At 66.1% G+C, this 14,807-nt stretch carries 13 protein-coding genes; 7 read left to right on the top strand and 6 right to left on the bottom strand.

All coding sequences use genetic code 11. From position 1 onward, the window contains the following. Positions 1-16 precede the first annotated feature (16 nt). Together ACSVDD_RS22150 and aspT are read left to right on the top strand one after the other, a co-directional pair. The gene (locus ACSVDD_RS22150; RefSeq protein ID WP_448191570.1) at positions 17-1,717 is read left to right on the top strand and encodes an aspartate:alanine exchanger family transporter; all 1,701 of its coding nucleotides are present in this window, start codon (positions 17-19) and stop codon (positions 1,715-1,717) included. 25 nt (positions 1,718-1,742) lie between these two features. Beyond that, positions 1,743-3,419: an aspartate-alanine antiporter gene (gene aspT, locus ACSVDD_RS22155; protein WP_448191571.1), complete on the top strand. Its 1,677-nt coding sequence runs from the start codon at positions 1,743-1,745 to the stop codon at positions 3,417-3,419. A 3-nt stretch (positions 3,420-3,422) separates the two neighbouring features. On the opposite strand, the gene ACSVDD_RS22160 is transcribed toward aspT, so the two are convergent. After that, entirely contained in the window at positions 3,423-4,376 is a 954-nt protein-coding gene (locus ACSVDD_RS22160) for a transporter (RefSeq protein WP_448191655.1), read from the bottom strand. On the opposite strand from ACSVDD_RS22160, the gene ACSVDD_RS22165 reads away from it, so the two are divergent. The 3 genes from ACSVDD_RS22165 (at position 4,366) to ACSVDD_RS22175 (ending at position 8,908) form a co-directional block, all read left to right on the top strand. Further along, complete coding sequence (locus ACSVDD_RS22165; protein ID WP_448191572.1) at positions 4,366-5,172, top strand: potassium channel family protein; 807 nt, start codon at positions 4,366-4,368, stop codon at positions 5,170-5,172. The two genes, ACSVDD_RS22160 and ACSVDD_RS22165, sit on opposite strands and share 11 nt — an antisense overlap. 413 nt (positions 5,173-5,585) lie before the next feature. Beyond that, positions 5,586-7,502, top strand: a complete 1,917-nt coding sequence (locus tag ACSVDD_RS22170; RefSeq protein WP_448191573.1) for an esterase/lipase family protein — start codon at positions 5,586-5,588, stop codon at positions 7,500-7,502. Then, positions 7,499-8,908 (top strand): hypothetical protein, encoded by a 1,410-nt coding sequence (locus ACSVDD_RS22175; RefSeq protein WP_448191574.1) that lies wholly within the window; start codon positions 7,499-7,501, stop codon positions 8,906-8,908. The genes ACSVDD_RS22170 and ACSVDD_RS22175 overlap by 4 nt, the downstream gene beginning before the upstream one ends. A 660-nt stretch (positions 8,909-9,568) precedes the next feature. Here ACSVDD_RS22175 and gabT read toward each other — a convergent pair. Together gabT and ACSVDD_RS22185 are read right to left on the bottom strand one after the other, a co-directional pair. Next, positions 9,569-10,855 (bottom strand): 4-aminobutyrate--2-oxoglutarate transaminase, encoded by a 1,287-nt coding sequence (gabT, locus tag ACSVDD_RS22180; protein WP_448191575.1) that lies wholly within the window; start codon positions 10,853-10,855, stop codon positions 9,569-9,571. A 26-nt stretch (positions 10,856-10,881) separates the two neighbouring features. After that, positions 10,882-12,336 carry an NAD-dependent succinate-semialdehyde dehydrogenase gene (locus ACSVDD_RS22185; protein ID WP_448191576.1) on the bottom strand — a complete coding sequence of 485 codons (1,455 nt, stop codon included), beginning with the start codon at positions 12,334-12,336 and terminating at the stop codon, positions 10,882-10,884. A gap of 157 nt (positions 12,337-12,493) precedes the next feature. On the opposite strand from ACSVDD_RS22185, the gene ACSVDD_RS22190 reads away from it, so the two are divergent. Continuing rightward, on the top strand, positions 12,494-13,063 hold the full coding sequence (locus tag ACSVDD_RS22190) for a cupin domain-containing protein (RefSeq protein WP_448191577.1): 570 nt from the start codon (positions 12,494-12,496) through the stop codon (positions 13,061-13,063). A gap of 90 nt (positions 13,064-13,153) precedes the next feature. Further along, positions 13,154-13,363 (top strand): hypothetical protein, encoded by a 210-nt coding sequence (locus tag ACSVDD_RS22195; protein ID WP_448191578.1) that lies wholly within the window; start codon positions 13,154-13,156, stop codon positions 13,361-13,363. Between the two features lie 58 nt (positions 13,364-13,421). On the opposite strand, the gene ACSVDD_RS22200 is transcribed toward ACSVDD_RS22195, so the two are convergent. The 3 genes from ACSVDD_RS22200 to ACSVDD_RS22210 all read right to left on the bottom strand — a co-directional run bounded on the left by ACSVDD_RS22200 (position 13,422) and on the right by ACSVDD_RS22210 (position 14,796). After that, complete coding sequence (locus ACSVDD_RS22200) at positions 13,422-13,808, bottom strand: type II toxin-antitoxin system VapC family toxin (protein ID WP_448191656.1); 387 nt, start codon at positions 13,806-13,808, stop codon at positions 13,422-13,424. Continuing rightward, positions 13,808-14,065, bottom strand: coding sequence for a type II toxin-antitoxin system Phd/YefM family antitoxin (locus ACSVDD_RS22205; protein ID WP_448191579.1), 258 nt, complete (start codon positions 14,063-14,065; stop codon positions 13,808-13,810). Before ACSVDD_RS22205 ends, ACSVDD_RS22200 begins: the two co-directional genes overlap by 1 nt. A 104-nt stretch (positions 14,066-14,169) precedes the next feature. Next, entirely contained in the window at positions 14,170-14,796 is a 627-nt protein-coding gene (locus ACSVDD_RS22210) for a glutathione S-transferase family protein (protein ID WP_448191580.1), read from the bottom strand. Positions 14,797-14,807 lie beyond the last annotated feature (11 nt).

The raw sequence follows: 14,807 nt of genomic DNA on the forward strand, positions 1-14,807 counted from the left end.
GGAAAAGAGGTGCGTGATGGACGCGTTCTTCCAATTCCTTCAGGCCAACCCGTTTATCCTGCTGTTCTTCACGGTCGGCGCCGCGGTCGGCATCGGGCGGCTCAGCATCAAGGGATACGGGCTGGGCATGGTCGCCGCGGCCATCGTGGTCGGAGCCGGTCTCTCCATCTGGGCTTCGGTCTATGGCGTTAAGCTTCAGCTCAACGAATGGGCGAAGTCGCTCTTCTACTACCTGTTCATGTACGGGGTCGGCCTGCGGGTCGGCCCCAGCTTCATCAACAGCCTGAAGGGCGACGGGCTGAAGTTCGTCGTCCTCGCCTTCGTCTCCTGCTTTGTCGGACTGGCGATCGTCGTCGGCGGCGCCCGCCTGTTCGATCTGCCGACGGGGGCCGCGGGCGGCATGCTGGCCGGATCACAGACCATGTCGGCGGCCATCGGTTCGGCCGAGCAGGCGGTGACCTCTGGCGTCCTCAAACTGCCGGATGGCACCACGCCCGAGCAGGTCAGCGCCATGATCGCGCTCTCCTACGGCATCACCTACATCTGGGGCACCGTCGGCATCATCCTGATCTGCAAGTACCTGCCGCGCTGGTGGGGCGTGGACGCCAAGGCCGCCGCCGCCGAGTACGAGCGGAGCCACGGCGTGCAGAACGTGGACGACACCGGCCTGACCGGCTACCGGCCCTTCGGCCTGCGCGCCTACCGCGTCGAGGGAGCCGAGGCGATCGGCCACACCATCGCCGAGTTCCGCAGCAAGTACCCGATGTACCGCATCGGCAACGTCCAGCGCGCCGGCCATTCCCTGGGCGCCTCCGCCGAATTGGCGCTGGAGCGCGGCGACGTGGTCGCACTGGGCGGCCGCCTGGAGGATCTGACCGTGCACATGGGCGTGATCGGTCCTGAGGTCGCCGACACCGAAGCGCTGAACATCCCGCTCGATCAGGCCGAGATCCTGGTGACCCGCAAGGAGATGGAGGGCAAGCGCCTGATCGACTTCCGCCAGACCGAACTGGCCGGGCAGATCCAGTTGGGCGGCATCGAGCGAGGCGGCGTGCCGATCCCCATCGGCACCGACACCAAGCTGCAACGCCTCGACGTGCTGAAGGTGGTCGGGCTGAAGGCCGCCGTGGAGCGCGCCGCCAACATGATGGGCCGGGTCGCCCGCCTCAGCACGGCCACCGACCTGCTGACCCTGTCCGGCGGCATGATCCTGGGCTTCCTGATTGGGCTGATCCAGTTCCCGGCGTTCGGCGCGAAGGTCGGTCTGGGCAACGCCGGCGGGCTGCTGGTGTCCGGCGTCATCGTTTCCTCGGTGGTGTCGCGGCTGCGCTTCTTCGGCCACACACCCAACGCCGCCCGCAACGTGCTGGAGGACATGGGGCTGGTGGTGTTCGTCGCCATCGTCGGCGTCAACGCCGGGGCCTCGCTGCTGTCGCAGCTGACCGGCGCCATCGCGCTGAAGATCTTTCTGATCGGCTTCGTCGCCTGCACGGTGCCGCCCTTCGTGGTGTGGGCGCTGGGCTATCACGTCTTCAAGATCAATCCGGCGGTGCTGATGGGCGGCGTGGCCGGCGCGCGCAGCCACTCCGGCCCGGCCCGCGAGGCCGCCAAGGAGATCGACAGCTCCGTCCCCTGGATCGGCTTCCCGGTCGGCTACGCCATCTCCGGCATCCTTCTGACGGTGCTCGGCTATTTCGCGATGATGTTGGCCAACTGAGAACCACCCGCGCCAGGAGGACACCATGGACTGGATCGGCAACCTGCTGCGTCACCATCCTGAACTCGCTGTCTTCCTGGTGCTGGGGCTTGGCTACTGGATCGGAACCTTCCGGCTCGGGCTGATCACCCTCGGGCCGGTCACCGGGGCGCTGTTCGCCGGCCTGCTGATCGGGCAGTTCAACATCCCGGTGTCGGACACCGCGCGCTCGCTTCTGTTCCTGCTGTTCCTCTTCGGCAACGGCTACGCGGTGGGGCCGCAGTTCTTCCAGTCGTTGCGCGGCGACGGATTGAAGGCCCTGGCTCTGACCGTGATCCAGTGCGTCGTGGCGCTCGGCGTGACGATCGCGCTCTCCAGGCTGCTCCGTCTGGATCCGGGCATGGCGGCGGGGCTCCTGACCGGCAGCCTCACCCAGTCGTCGGCGATGGGCGCCGCGGTGGAGGCGATCAAGACCCTGCCCCTGACGGAGGCGGAACGGCAGGTGATGTCGGCGCGCGTGGCGATCGGCGACGCGCTGACCTACCTGTTCGGCACCCTGGGCGCCATCCTGTACGTCAGCCAGCTCGGCCCGCGCCTGCTCGGCATCGACCCGCACCAAGAGGCGCAACGGCTGGAGGCGGAGCTGGGCGTCAAGACCAAGCCACCGGGCCTGCTGAGCGCCTACACCACCTTCATCGCCCGCGCTTTCCGGCTCGACCACCCCGAGTTTGCCGGGCGGACCGTGTCCGATCTGGAGAGGACGGCGCCCGGACGCGTCATGATCAACCGCATCCGGCGCGGCGACAGCATCATCGATGCCAACCCAGACACCGCGGTCGCGGAAGGCGACGTGCTGACACTAAGCGGCCGGCGGGCCTCGGTCATGGTGGTCGGCCCCACCCTCGGCCGCGAGACCGACGATCCGGAGGTGCTGGACTTTCCCGTCATCATGGCCCGCCTCACGGTGACCAGCGCCTGGGCGGAGGGCAAGACGATCCAGGAGCTGAGCGAATCCCCCGACACCCGCGGCGTCTTCGTGCGCCGGATGGTGCGGCTAAGACAGACGATCCCGCTGCTGCCGGAAACGCGGGTCAACCGCGGTGACCAGTTCGAGATCGTCGGCGGCGAGCCCGACGTGATGCGCGCCGGCGCCAAGCTCGGCCGCATCGATAAGGAGACCCTGAACACCGACATGACCGCCGTGGGCCTCGCCATCGTGCTGGGCGCCGTCGCCGGCCTGCCGCAACTGGTCCTGGGCTCCCTGCACATCGGCCTCGGCACCAGCGTCGGCGCCCTGCTGGCCGGGGTGATCGTCGGCTGGCTGCATTCCCGCCACCCCAGTTTCGGCCAAGTGCCGCCGGCCGCGCTCGACCTGATGCGGGTCGCCGGGCTGGCCGCCTTCGTCGGCATGGTCGGCATGCAGGCCGGTCCGCACTTCATCGCGGCGCTGCTCGAATACGGTGTCGCCGTCGTGCTGGGGGGGGCCGTCTGCACCCTGGCGCCGCTGTTCGTCGGAACCCTTGTCGGGCGCTACGTCCTCGGGCTCAGCCCGCTGATCGCCCTGGGCGCGGTCGCCGGGGCGCAGACCTCAACCCCGTCGCTGGCCGCCTTGCAGGACCGCTGCGGCAGCCCGGTCGCCGTGCTCGGCTACACGGTGCCCTACGCCATCGGCCAGATCCTGCTGACGGTCTGGGGTTCGGTCATCGTGGGCTTCCTGACATGACTCTCAAGGATCGAACCAGCGATATTGGAGGGTCAGTCCGACGGTCTGGAAGTTCCCGCCAACCCGAGTGATCAGTGATTTCGACCAAGCCAGCTTGACGGAAACGCCTTCGAGGACCGGAACGGAGAAGGTCAGGCCGTATCGCGAATTGCCTTGCAGGTCGCGCTTGCCGGTGCCGTTCACGCTCGTCTCACCGCCGGTGTAGTAGGTCCCATCGACCGCCAGCCACAGGCCCGGACGGAAGTTGTACCCACCGTGCAACTCGAACGTCCAAATCGGGTCTTGGCTGCGCACGTTGCCCCGGAAGAAATTGGTGTTGTCGGTGAACAGCCACACCCCTGCGGAGGCGTCCGCGAACCATTTTCCGATCGGTTGCGACAGCCCGATCTCGGGCTTGAACGCCCAGCGGTGGGAGCTGATGTTGATCAGGTTGGACGGGTTGTACTGGCCGGTCGGCGCCACGATGGTGAGGCTCGCACCAAGCGTGGTGGTCGGGGCGCGTTGCGCGAACTCCGCCGGTGTGAGCGCCGGGCCGCCGAGCAGGTTGGTGGCAAGACGAATCCTGACGTCGCCCAGTCCGGTCCGGGAAACCTGCCGGCTCTGATCTTCGAGGTCTCCGCTGACGTCGCCGTTGACATACGGCACCACCAACGCCGCGCTGGCCGCACGCCCGGCCAAGGCCATGCTCCGCTGATAGCCGAGAACGCCGCTGGTGATGGTGGCCTGAACGTTGGAAATCGGAAGCGATGGATCGGTCGACACGCTGCCGGTCGTCCGTGCATAGCCGCCGATCAGGAAGTTGGTGCCGACCGGGGACACCGAGAAGGCGCGGGGCTCCATCTCCTGGGCTTCCGCCTGGGGAGCATTCGACAAAAAGCCCGCGGCCGCGAGTGCGGCGAGCTTGGCAACAACGCCCGACCGGAATGCGGTCCGTGACTTGAATTGGATGCGCGTCATCAACGCCGAATCTCCTCCCCGCATCGCCGTCCATTCCCCGCAGGCGATCACGGACGCGGCCCTTCGAGGGCGCACTCAACACAGCATCCTGAATGGGCGGGAACAGCTCCGTCAATTGGCCCTTCGCTCCAGCGTCCGTGTCCGAAAAGGTGCCGGGGTGGCCAACGGAAGCAACGCCAAGAGGATGAAGGCATCGTTGCCGGACGGGTTGCTGGGCGGCAGCGGTCCTGAGGATACCGTAGCCAGTTTGGACGAGGAACCGCAACAGCGTGCCGGTTCGGTCGTCCTCAATCGCTGGAGTCGTGTTTCATCATCGCGGCCGTGCTTTGCCTGCTTTTGGCCGCCTCCTCGTAGAAAGGGGACCATGCTGCGACAGCTCCTTCTCGGTGGCATCGTCAGCCTCGGCAACATTGCCATTCACGCCGTTCTGATGACCGCCGTCCTCGGCGCCGCCCGCGTCGCGTCGACGTGGCGACACCGGAATCCCCAAGTGTGGCTTGCCGTCGTGATGGTCGTGATCGTCGGAATCCTGCTGGTCGCGCATGTCGCCGAGGTGATCACATGGTCGCTCATCTATTCGATGCTGGATGTCGCTCCTCCGAAAGCCAATGTCCTGTACTTCGCTTTCGTCAATTACACGACGCTTGGCTACGGAGACATCGTGCCCAATAAGCGCTGGCTCCTTCTCGGGCCGATGACAGCCATGAACGGTGTGTTGCTGTTCGGCTGGTCAACAGCGGTCATTTTCGAAGTGTTGGTTCAGGCAATCCACATCCGTGACCGCACAGAAGGATGAAGGAGCCAACTTGCGCGATCTGACCGTCTTTACCACCCCGACGCTCAGAGAGTGGCGGTGCGTACCGACGACCATTTGCGACGCGGTTCGCCGCCGAGGGGCACGTTCGGCCAAGGAAAGCGGCAATTTTTAAGATTTTAAATGATACAGAAACATAATTGAGGACGTTACCGTATATTACGGTGAGTTGCATTCCAAAATCCGCTATGGTGAATGACAACGCCGCCACAATGATTTGGCTCTTTGCAAGAAATTATGCTGAACGGCAAATTGATGCCCTTGCATCATATCCTGCTTGTAAATTTTATTTTGATTAATGACTGTACTCTCGCGCCTTCATCGCAGGGCGTGATTGATCGATGCTAATCCAAGGGCCAATGGTTCATCATGCTGCCGTCCAGGGAGGCATCGAGATGATGCAGGCAACCTTCCGAAGACGCGTCGTGGGTGCGATTTTGCTCGCCGGGGTTCTCCTCGTCGGCGGTTGCGCGACCCCAATCAGCGTCGAGCGCGTGGACCATGGCACGGTCCATCAGCAGCTCACCCGCAACGTCCTTTCGGCGCACACGCTCAGCGACCCAGCCCACAACGTGCTGCGGCGATGGTCTCTGGAGAACCGTTTCCTGGAGCAGCCCGAGTACGCCATCGCCGACCTCCATAAGGTGGTGGCCGAGGGACGTGGCTCTGCCGATGAGGTCTTCGCCCTCGCGGAGATGTCGTTCCTGCTCGCCGAGAACAAAGGGGCGCGCCCCTATTATCTGGCCTCAGCCATTTACGCCTACACCTTCCTGTTTCCCGATGGCGCGGACCGGCCACCCAGCCCTTACGATCCCCGCTTCCGGCTCGCGACCGACCTGTACAACCGCGGCCTGACCTCAGGATTGGCCTCCGCGGACGGGAAGGGCATGGCCATCCAGGCGGCCAGCTATGAGCTGCCCTTCGGCCGGCTCGACATCGGCTTCGACCCTCGCGAACTGGCGTGGGGCGGGCGCCAGTTGACCGACTTCTTCCCGGTCGCGGAGGTGGCGGTTCAAGGCCTCGACGCCAACTACCGTCAGCCCGGAATCGGCGCGCCCATGGCGGCCGGCACCACGCAAGGCACTCAGGTCAAAGGATTTCAGGTCGCGCCGCGCGTCAAGACGCCGGTCACCGCCCTGCTGCGCATCCAGGCCCCCCGGCGCCAGCTTGCGGGCAGCCTCGTTCGGGGGCAACTCGAACTGTATCCGTCGTCCGATACCGAAACGGTGCTGATCGACCATCAGCAGGTTCCGCTGGAGGTGGAGGGCACGTCCACGCTCGCCTACATGCTGAGCGGGTTGCCGGTCTGGGAGTTCGAATTCGGCGGCTTCCTGCGTGGCGGCATGCTGGACCAGAAGGTGCCGTCCCGTCTGGTTGCGCTGGAACCGTATCGGTCCGGCCGCATTCCTGTCGTCTTCGTCCATGGGACGGCGTCCAGCCCGGTGCGCTGGGCCGAGATGCTGAACGACCTGGAGAGCGACCCGCGCATCCGGGACCATTTCCAATTCTGGTTCTTCAGCTACGAGACGGGCAATCCCGTCCCCTATTCCGCGCTGCTGCTGCGCGATGCCTTGCAGCAGGCGGTGTCCGCCCTGGATCCGTCCGGACGCGATCCGTCGCTGCATGAGATGGTCGTCATCGGGCACAGCCAGGGCGGGCTCCTGACCAAGATGGCGGCGGTCGATTCCGGCGACCGGTTCTGGAACGCGGCATTCCAGAAGCCGCCCGAACAGATGGACCTCGCCCCGGAGAGCCGCGACCTGCTGACACGCGCCCTCTTCGTGAAGCCGGTGCCCTCGGTCAAGCGTTTGATCTTCATCGCCACGCCCCACGGCGGCAGCTATGTCGCCGGCAATCGGATCAGCCAGTTTGTCGGAAGTCTGGTGCGGCTGCCGGGAAACATCCTGAAGGGGATGGCGGACATCGGAAAGCAGGGCAACGCGAGCGCCGCCATGGCCGGACAAGCGGGATTCGGCAGCATCTACGGCATGACGCCCGGCAGCTTGCTGGTTCGGACCCTGGCGGGTACGCCCATCGCCCCAGGCGTCAAGGCGCACTCGATCATCGCCGTGAAAGGCGACGGCCCCGTCGAGACCGGCGATGACGGCGTCGTCGAATACAAGAGCGCTCATATCGAGGGCGTCGAGTCCGAGTACGTCGTTCGCTCCGGCCATTCCACACAGTCCGATCCGCACACCATCGAGGAAGTGCGGCGCATCCTTCTGCTGCACTGGGCGGAGTCCTGTACGAAGCGCCAGGACTGCGGAACGCTTCGCACCAGCGCTCCGCGCGTCGCGAGCCGGTCGCGATGAGGGCCGGCCTGCGACACGCCGCGTTGCTTCCGGTCGTCGTCCTGGCCGGCCTGCTGCTGTGCTCCAGGCCTGTGAGGGCGGATGATCCGCCGGGATTGCCCTTGTCGCAAGTCGTGACCGAACTGTCCCAAAACCCGGACTTCGTGGCGGCTGTATACACGCGCATGGGGCGCAACCCGAAAGCGGGCGGCATTCTGGGGCCGGACGAAATCAGGCGTCTGCGTGAACTGATCCTCGGCAAGGACTTCGAGGCTCTGGATCGGTTTCCGGGTTTGACCATACGGGGAATGGGCCGGTCCGTCCGGCTGGCAGCGGCGACGCTGAGCCAGTCCGGGGACAGCCCCCCACCGCAGCCCAGAGAGGCCAAGGTGCCCGTTGACGATGAACTCGGCATTCCGGCAGCCGGCACGGCTCCGGCAGCGGATGCCTATCTGCGCCCGGCGGGATTCGGATTGGAAATCGGCGACCGGATCGATCCGGCGCTGGCCAAACACTATGCCGATGGCGTGCGCCTTGCCGAGGTGCTGAACCGCCTCTCCTTGAATGCAGCGGACGGCGAGCGGCGCTATCGGATCGTCCTCGGCGGCCGATCCCTGGACACGCCGAGCGCCCTGCTGGAAGCGCTGGCGGTGAACGGTCACGACGTGGAGGTCCGGGACTCCCGGTACTTCGCCAACTTCGGCGATCTGATCTATCACGGACGCGACGTGCTCACGCCGTTCTGGATCGACACCGGACTTCCGGTCCCCGGAACCGATCGGCCCCTGTTGGTCCCGGTAAGCCATTCCCAGCATGAGTTCATCGTTCGTGGCCCCCTGGTCAACGCCGATCTGTCCTTCTATTTCGGGATCGACGGGGAGGCCGTGTTCCGGCCGAGCGTGACGCGCGACCAGGCCTGGGTCATGGGCAAGGTGGCGCACCGTTACCGGGGACAGGAAGCCTTGGAGGTGACCCGCCTTGCCGGCAGCATCGTGCGTGCCTACGAGGCGATCAAACGGCGCCACCCCGACCTTCCGTTCGGGGGCTATTATGCGCTGGGCGTCTGCAACGACGTCAACGCCATGATCGAGCTGCGCATGCAGGGGGAAACGACCCTGTTCCCCCTGACGCTCGACCCTGAGTACTTCACCGAAAACGGCGAGGTCGATCGGCTCGCCCATCGCCTACCGCTGGACAGCCGCTGGGCCGCGAAACCGGATTTTCGGCGCATCCTGGGATCGATCCCCAGCACTGACCTTGCCATGCTTCCGTTTCCCTCTCTTCAGCAGGATCTGGAGACGGTCCGCGCGGCATGGGAGGCCGGTGGTCTCACCCCGACCGGCACACGCTCCATGGTGCTTTTGGGCGGCATGGCGGCGGCCACCATCGCGGTCGGCGTATGGCTCGTCCGGCGAAGGTTGGTCTGATGCGGCCGGCGCGTGAATTGGTCCCGTTCGTCATTCGGTGCTCCGCCGGGGCGCAACCGCCCCTTCGACCATCCTCCGGAAAGCTCCAAAGTCGCGCCTGAGGTCATACACGAAGTAATCGAAATCTTGCCGAAGGCCGGACACAAAGTCGGCGACGGGGTCCGCAACGGGGTCCGCCGGAGTCGGGGCTGGAGTTTGAACGGCGTTCGTCTCGCTCTCGAGGACCCTGGCTTCGACGGTCTGGAGCGACTCCGGCTCCCTGGGGGAATTCCAGGATGGGAAAACCGTGGTGTCCGGCGAGGGCTTCTTCACCTTGGCGGCGTGGCCATGAGGGCGCTTGGCAGGGGGCGCAATCGCCACCTCCGCCGTCTGTGCACCGGCGCCCCTTGGGTCCCGTGCGAAGGTGTCCCGGCACGCCCCCTGTTGACGAGCCTGGTTCAATTCGTCTCCGGCAAGCAGCCAGCAATCGCCAGCCTGCGCCTTGCCCATCGCCGCTGCCGCAAGTGCCAGCGCCAGCACGCCGCATCGAAGTGTCCGCCCCATTTCGGCCTCCTCCGCCTATGGGGACATACACCACCACGCGGGAGACTCTTCCCTGCAAAAAGGAGAGGGCGGCAGGGCCGCCGGCCCCGGAGATCGGGACCGGCGGGTGAGGCCTGCTTACACGGCGACCAATTCTTCGAGCGCCGACTCGATGATGCCCAAGCCCTCGTCCACCACCGCGTCCGACGCGGTGAGCGGGACCAGGATGCGGATGACGTTGCCGTAGTTGCCGCAGGACAGCAGCACCAGCCCCTTCTCCGCCGCCTTGTTCACCAGCGCCTTGGTCAGCTCGGGCGCCGGCTCCTTGGTGGTGCGGTCCTTGACCAACTCGAACGCCACCATGGCGCCAACGCCGCGCACGTCGCCGATGACGTTCAGCGTGTTGCGCTTCGCCATCGCCTCGAAGCGGTCGGTGATGCGCTTGCCCAGCACCTGGGCGCGTTCCACCAGCTTCTCCTCCTCGATGACGTCGAGGACGGCCAGCGCCGCCGTGGTCGACAGCGGGTTGGCGGCGTAGGTGCCGCCCAGGCCGCCGACCACCGGCGCGTCCATCATCTCGGCGCGGCCGGTCAGAGCCGACAGCGGGAAGCCGCCGGCCAGGCTCTTCGCCATGGTCATCAGGTCGGGGATGACGCCGGAGTGCTCGACGGCGAACATCTTGCCGGTGCGGGCGAAGCCGGTCTGGATCTCGTCCACCACGAGCAGAATGCCATGCTGGTCGCAGATCCGGCGCAGCTCGGCCAGCAGCTCCGGCGGGGCCACGTTGAAGCCGCCCTCGCCCTGCACGGGCTCGATGAAGATGGCGGCGACGCGGCTCGGCTCGACGTCCGTCTTGAACAGGCTGTCGAGCGCCTTCAGGCTGTCGGCCACCGAGACGCCGCGGTACGCGTTGGGGAACGGCACGTGGTAGACGTCGCTGGGGAATGGCCCGAAGCCGGTCTTGTACGGCGCCACCTTGCCGGTCAGCGCCATCGCCATCAGCGTGCGGCCGTGGAAGCCGCCGGCAAAGGCGATCACCGCCGGACGGCCGGTGTAGGCGCGCGCCACCTTGACGGCGTTCTCGACCGCCTCGGCGCCGGTGGTGAAGAAGGCGGTCTTCTTGGCGTGCGTGCCCGGCGTGATGGTGTTCAGCCGCTCGGCGAGATCCACGAAGGACTCGTACGGCGTGACCATGACGCAGGTGTGCGTGAAGGAATCCAACTGCTTCTTCACGGCGTCCACCACCTTCGGGTGGCGGTGGCCGGTGTTCAGCACGGCGATGCCGCCGGCGAAGTCGATGAAGCGACGGCCTTCGACGTCCCACATCTCGGCGTTCTCGGCGCGCTCGATGTAGACCGGCAACATCGCCGAGATGCCCCGCGCAACGGAGGCGTCACGACGGGCGTGAAGCGACTGGTTCGACATGATGCTCTTCCCCTCGTGTCTTGCTCTCACAGGCCCATGCACAGGTACTTGATCTCGAGGAAGTCCTCGATCCCGTACTTGGAGCCTTCGCGGCCGATGCCGCTTTCCTTGATGCCGCCGAACGGCGCCACCTCGTTGGAGATGATGCCTTCGTTGATGCCGACGATGCCGTACTCCAGCGCCTCCGCCACCCGCCAGACGCGGCCGATGTCGCGGCTGAAGAAGTAGGCGGCCAGACCGAACTCGGTGTCGTTCGCCATGCGGATGGCGTCGGCTTCCGTCTCGAAACGGAACAGCGGCGCCACCGGCCCGAAGATCTCTTCGCGGGCGACTCGCATGTCCGTGGTGATGCCGGTCAGCACGGTCGGTTCGAAGAACAGCTCACCCGCCGCATGCCGCTTGCCGCCGGTGACGACCTTGGCACCCTTGGCGAGCGCGTCGCCCAGCAGTTCCTCGACCTTCGCCACACCGGCGGCGTTGATCATCGGACCCTGGGTGGTGCCGGCCTCCAGGCCGTTGCCGACGTTGATTTTGCGCACCGCCGCGGCGAGCTTCTCGGCGAAGGCGTCGTAGACGCTGCTCTGCACCAGCAGGCGGTTGGCGCACACGCAGGTCTGGCCGGAGTTGCGGTACTTCGACGCCATGGCGCCGGCCACCGCCGCGTCCAGGTCGGCGTCGTCGAAGACGATGAACGGCGCGTTGCCGCCCAGCTCCAGCGACACCTTCTTCACGGTGTCGGCCGACTGCCGCATGAGGATCTTGCCGACCTCGGTCGAGCCGGTGAACGACAGCTTGCGCACCAGCGGCGACCCGGTCAGCTCACCGCCGATGGCGACGGGGTCGGAGCCGGTGACGATGTTGAAGATGCCGGCCGGCAGCCCGGCGCGCTCGGCCAGCACGGCCAGCGCCAGGGCGGACAGCGGGGTGTCCTCGGCCGGCTTGATCACCACCGGGCAGCCGGCGGCCAGCGCCGGGGCGACCTTGCGGGTGATCATCGCCGACGGGAAGTTCCACGGCGTGATGGCGGCCACGACGCCGATCGGCTCCTTCAGCACGACGAGGCGCGTGCCGTGCTTGTGCGTCGGGATGACGTCGCCGTAGACGCGCTTGCCCTCTTCGGCGAACCACTCGATGAAGGAGGCGCCGTAGGCGACCTCTCCGCGCGCTTCGGTCAGCGGCTTGCCCTGCTCGGCGGTCATCAGGACGGCCAGATCTTCCTGATTCGCCATGATCAGTTCGAACCAGCGGCGCAGGATCACCGCGCGCTCCTTGGCGGTCTTGGCGCGCCACGCCGGCCAGGCGTCGGCGGCAGCGGCGATCGCAGCCCGAGTCTCCTCGGCGCCGAGGTCGGCGACCTGCGCCAGTTCGGCCCCGGTCGCCGGGTTGGTCACGGGGAAGGTCTTGCGGGCGAACCCGTCGATCCAGGCGCCGTTGACGTAGGCCTGGGTGCGCAGCAGGGACGCGTCTTTCAGGGCAAGCATGGGACGGACCGCATCGGTGGTTTTGGGTACGGGAGGAAGGTACCAGTGTTTAAGAATTTAAACAACCCCACTCGGGGTGTCGAGATTCCCGTGACGCGCCCCGCCGATTCCGCTATGCCATTCCCTGGAGAGTTGCAAAGAAGCCGGGAGCCGGCCCATGGATTTCGATGTCGGCGCACGCCTGAAGCAAGTGCGTGAAGCGCAAGGCCTGTCCCAGCGTCAGCTTGCGCAACGGGCCGGCGTGACCAACGGCACCATTTCTCTGATCGAGCAGAACCGGTGCAGCCCGTCGATTTCCTCGATGCGCAAGGTGCTGCAAGGCGTTCCGATGACACTGGCGGAGTTCTTCTCCACCGACGATCTGCCGCCGCAGGAGCAGATCTTCTTCAAGAAGGACGAGCTGGTCGAACTGTCCAGCATGCTGGTGAAGGGGAAGGTCGGTCAGGTGTCGTTCCGACAGGTCGGCGACCTGCGCGGCCGGAACCTGCAAGTGCTGCATGAGCGCTATGCGCCGGGCGCCGACACCGGGCGCAGCATGCTCCAGCACGAGTCCGAGGAGGGCGGCATCGTCGTCCGCGGGAAGATCGAGCTGACGGTCGGCGAGCGCAAGGAAATCCTTGGTCCCGGCGACGCCTACCTGTTCGACAGCCGCATCCCGCACCGTTTCCGCAACCTGGGCGACGAGGAATGCGAGATCGTCAGCGCCTGCACGCCGCCGTATCTGTGATTTCTCATATGACTTTGCGGTTAAGCTCTTGTTAGCAATGTCGGCGCAGGGTCCGCCGCAGTGTAACAACCGTATGTGCAAGGCGCCGAAATGGCCAAGGTCATCGTTAAGCTGTCGGACAAGGGCTCGTACCGTGAGGTCGAGATCGAGACGTTGCCGCGCAATGTGCGCGCCGCGATCACCGACCTGACCACCAAGACTCCGCAGTCCAGCGTCACCGTCGACCAGCTGGGCGCGCTCTACCGCATCCACCTGTCCGAGCCGGCCAACGTCTGCCTGGACGTGCTCGCCGTCGCGTAACGCGACGCCGAATCGAACGGCACCGAGGCCACGCCGCAGGGCGTGGCCTTTTTGCTGTCTATCCGAGAAGCGCCGTTCCAACGTCGGTGCGGGAAAAGTCGTCGCCGACATACAGAAGCGGGATGTTCCGTTCGTGCGCCAGCGCATAGGCGAAACAGTCGCCATAATTCAGGGAAGCCGGATGAACTCCCTTGCCCCAGCGGGCATAGGCATCGGCTACCTGCCGCGCGGCCGCCAGCGTTACGGTCACGATGTCGAGGCCGAGCCCCGACACCAAGCGCTCCATTTCCGCCCGCACGTTGCACCGTTCCGCAACGATCAGTGCCTCGGCCAACGTTCCGGCCGACATTACCAGCGTCTCGGCGGCCTCCAGACACGCCATGCACTCCTCCGCCTCCGGCTCATCGAGAATGATGGCCATCAGTGCCGACGTATCGACCACCATCACGACGGCAGGCCCGACTCGTCGTACAAAAAGTCCTGGCTGCGCGCTGCATTGGGCCCAGGCACCGCCTTCGCACGGCCAGCCGCACGGATCTCCTCCATGAGCGCCCGACGCTCCGTCGCAGAGGGGTGTGCCGCTACGGGAACCAACCGCACAATGCCGCGGCCATACCGCGTCAACGTCACCTCTTCACCGGCTTCCGCGCGGCGAACCAGTTCGGTGAGTTGAGCCTTTGCCTCGGTGACCGATACGTTCACGTCACCCCCGTAACTCTCCATCGCACTGACAGAAAAATTGGACCGCCGAATGGTCCAAGTCAACAGTGCGAAAGCAGGGAGCGCGCTCCTGCCCCGTCAACGCCTCAGTTCGGCGGAGCAAAGGGCTGCGCGATCTCCCGGAACGGCTCCAGGGCTTCACAGCGAGTGGCGTGCGCCGCCAGAGCCGGCCAGTGCGTCTCCTGGACGATGCCGGGATGCGCATCCCGCGTGAAGCGAAGAGCGCAGGCCACGGCGATGTCGGCGTGACCGATGGCGTCGCCGAACCAGAAAGGCCGGGACCGCGCGGCACGGTCAGCCTCCAGGGCATCGAGAACGCTGGAGATCTGCGCCGTGCAGCGCTCCGTCCAGGTCTGCGACGTCTCTTGATGCAGCGCTCGCTCGTAGAAGAGGCTGACCGCCTTGTCGGCCAAGCCCGTCGCCAGCGCGCAGACTTTCAGCGCCCGGCGGCGGTCCGGTCCGTCGGCCGCGATCAACGCCTTCGACGGGCCGGCCACTTCGTCCAGATGGTCGAGGATCGCCGCGCTCTCGATCAGGGCTTCGCCGTCGTCGAGGACAAGCGTCGGCACCCGCCGCAACGGGTTGTAGCGCGCGACCTGCTCGGCGTCGGCGAACACCGACCACGGACGATGCTCAAAGGCCAAGCCGTACAGGCGAAGCGCGATGCCGACACGGCGCACGAAGGGGGAATCGTATTGACCGATGAGGATCAACGCGCCCTCCC

The sequence above is a fragment of the Azospirillum terrae genome (genome assembly GCF_053470425.1).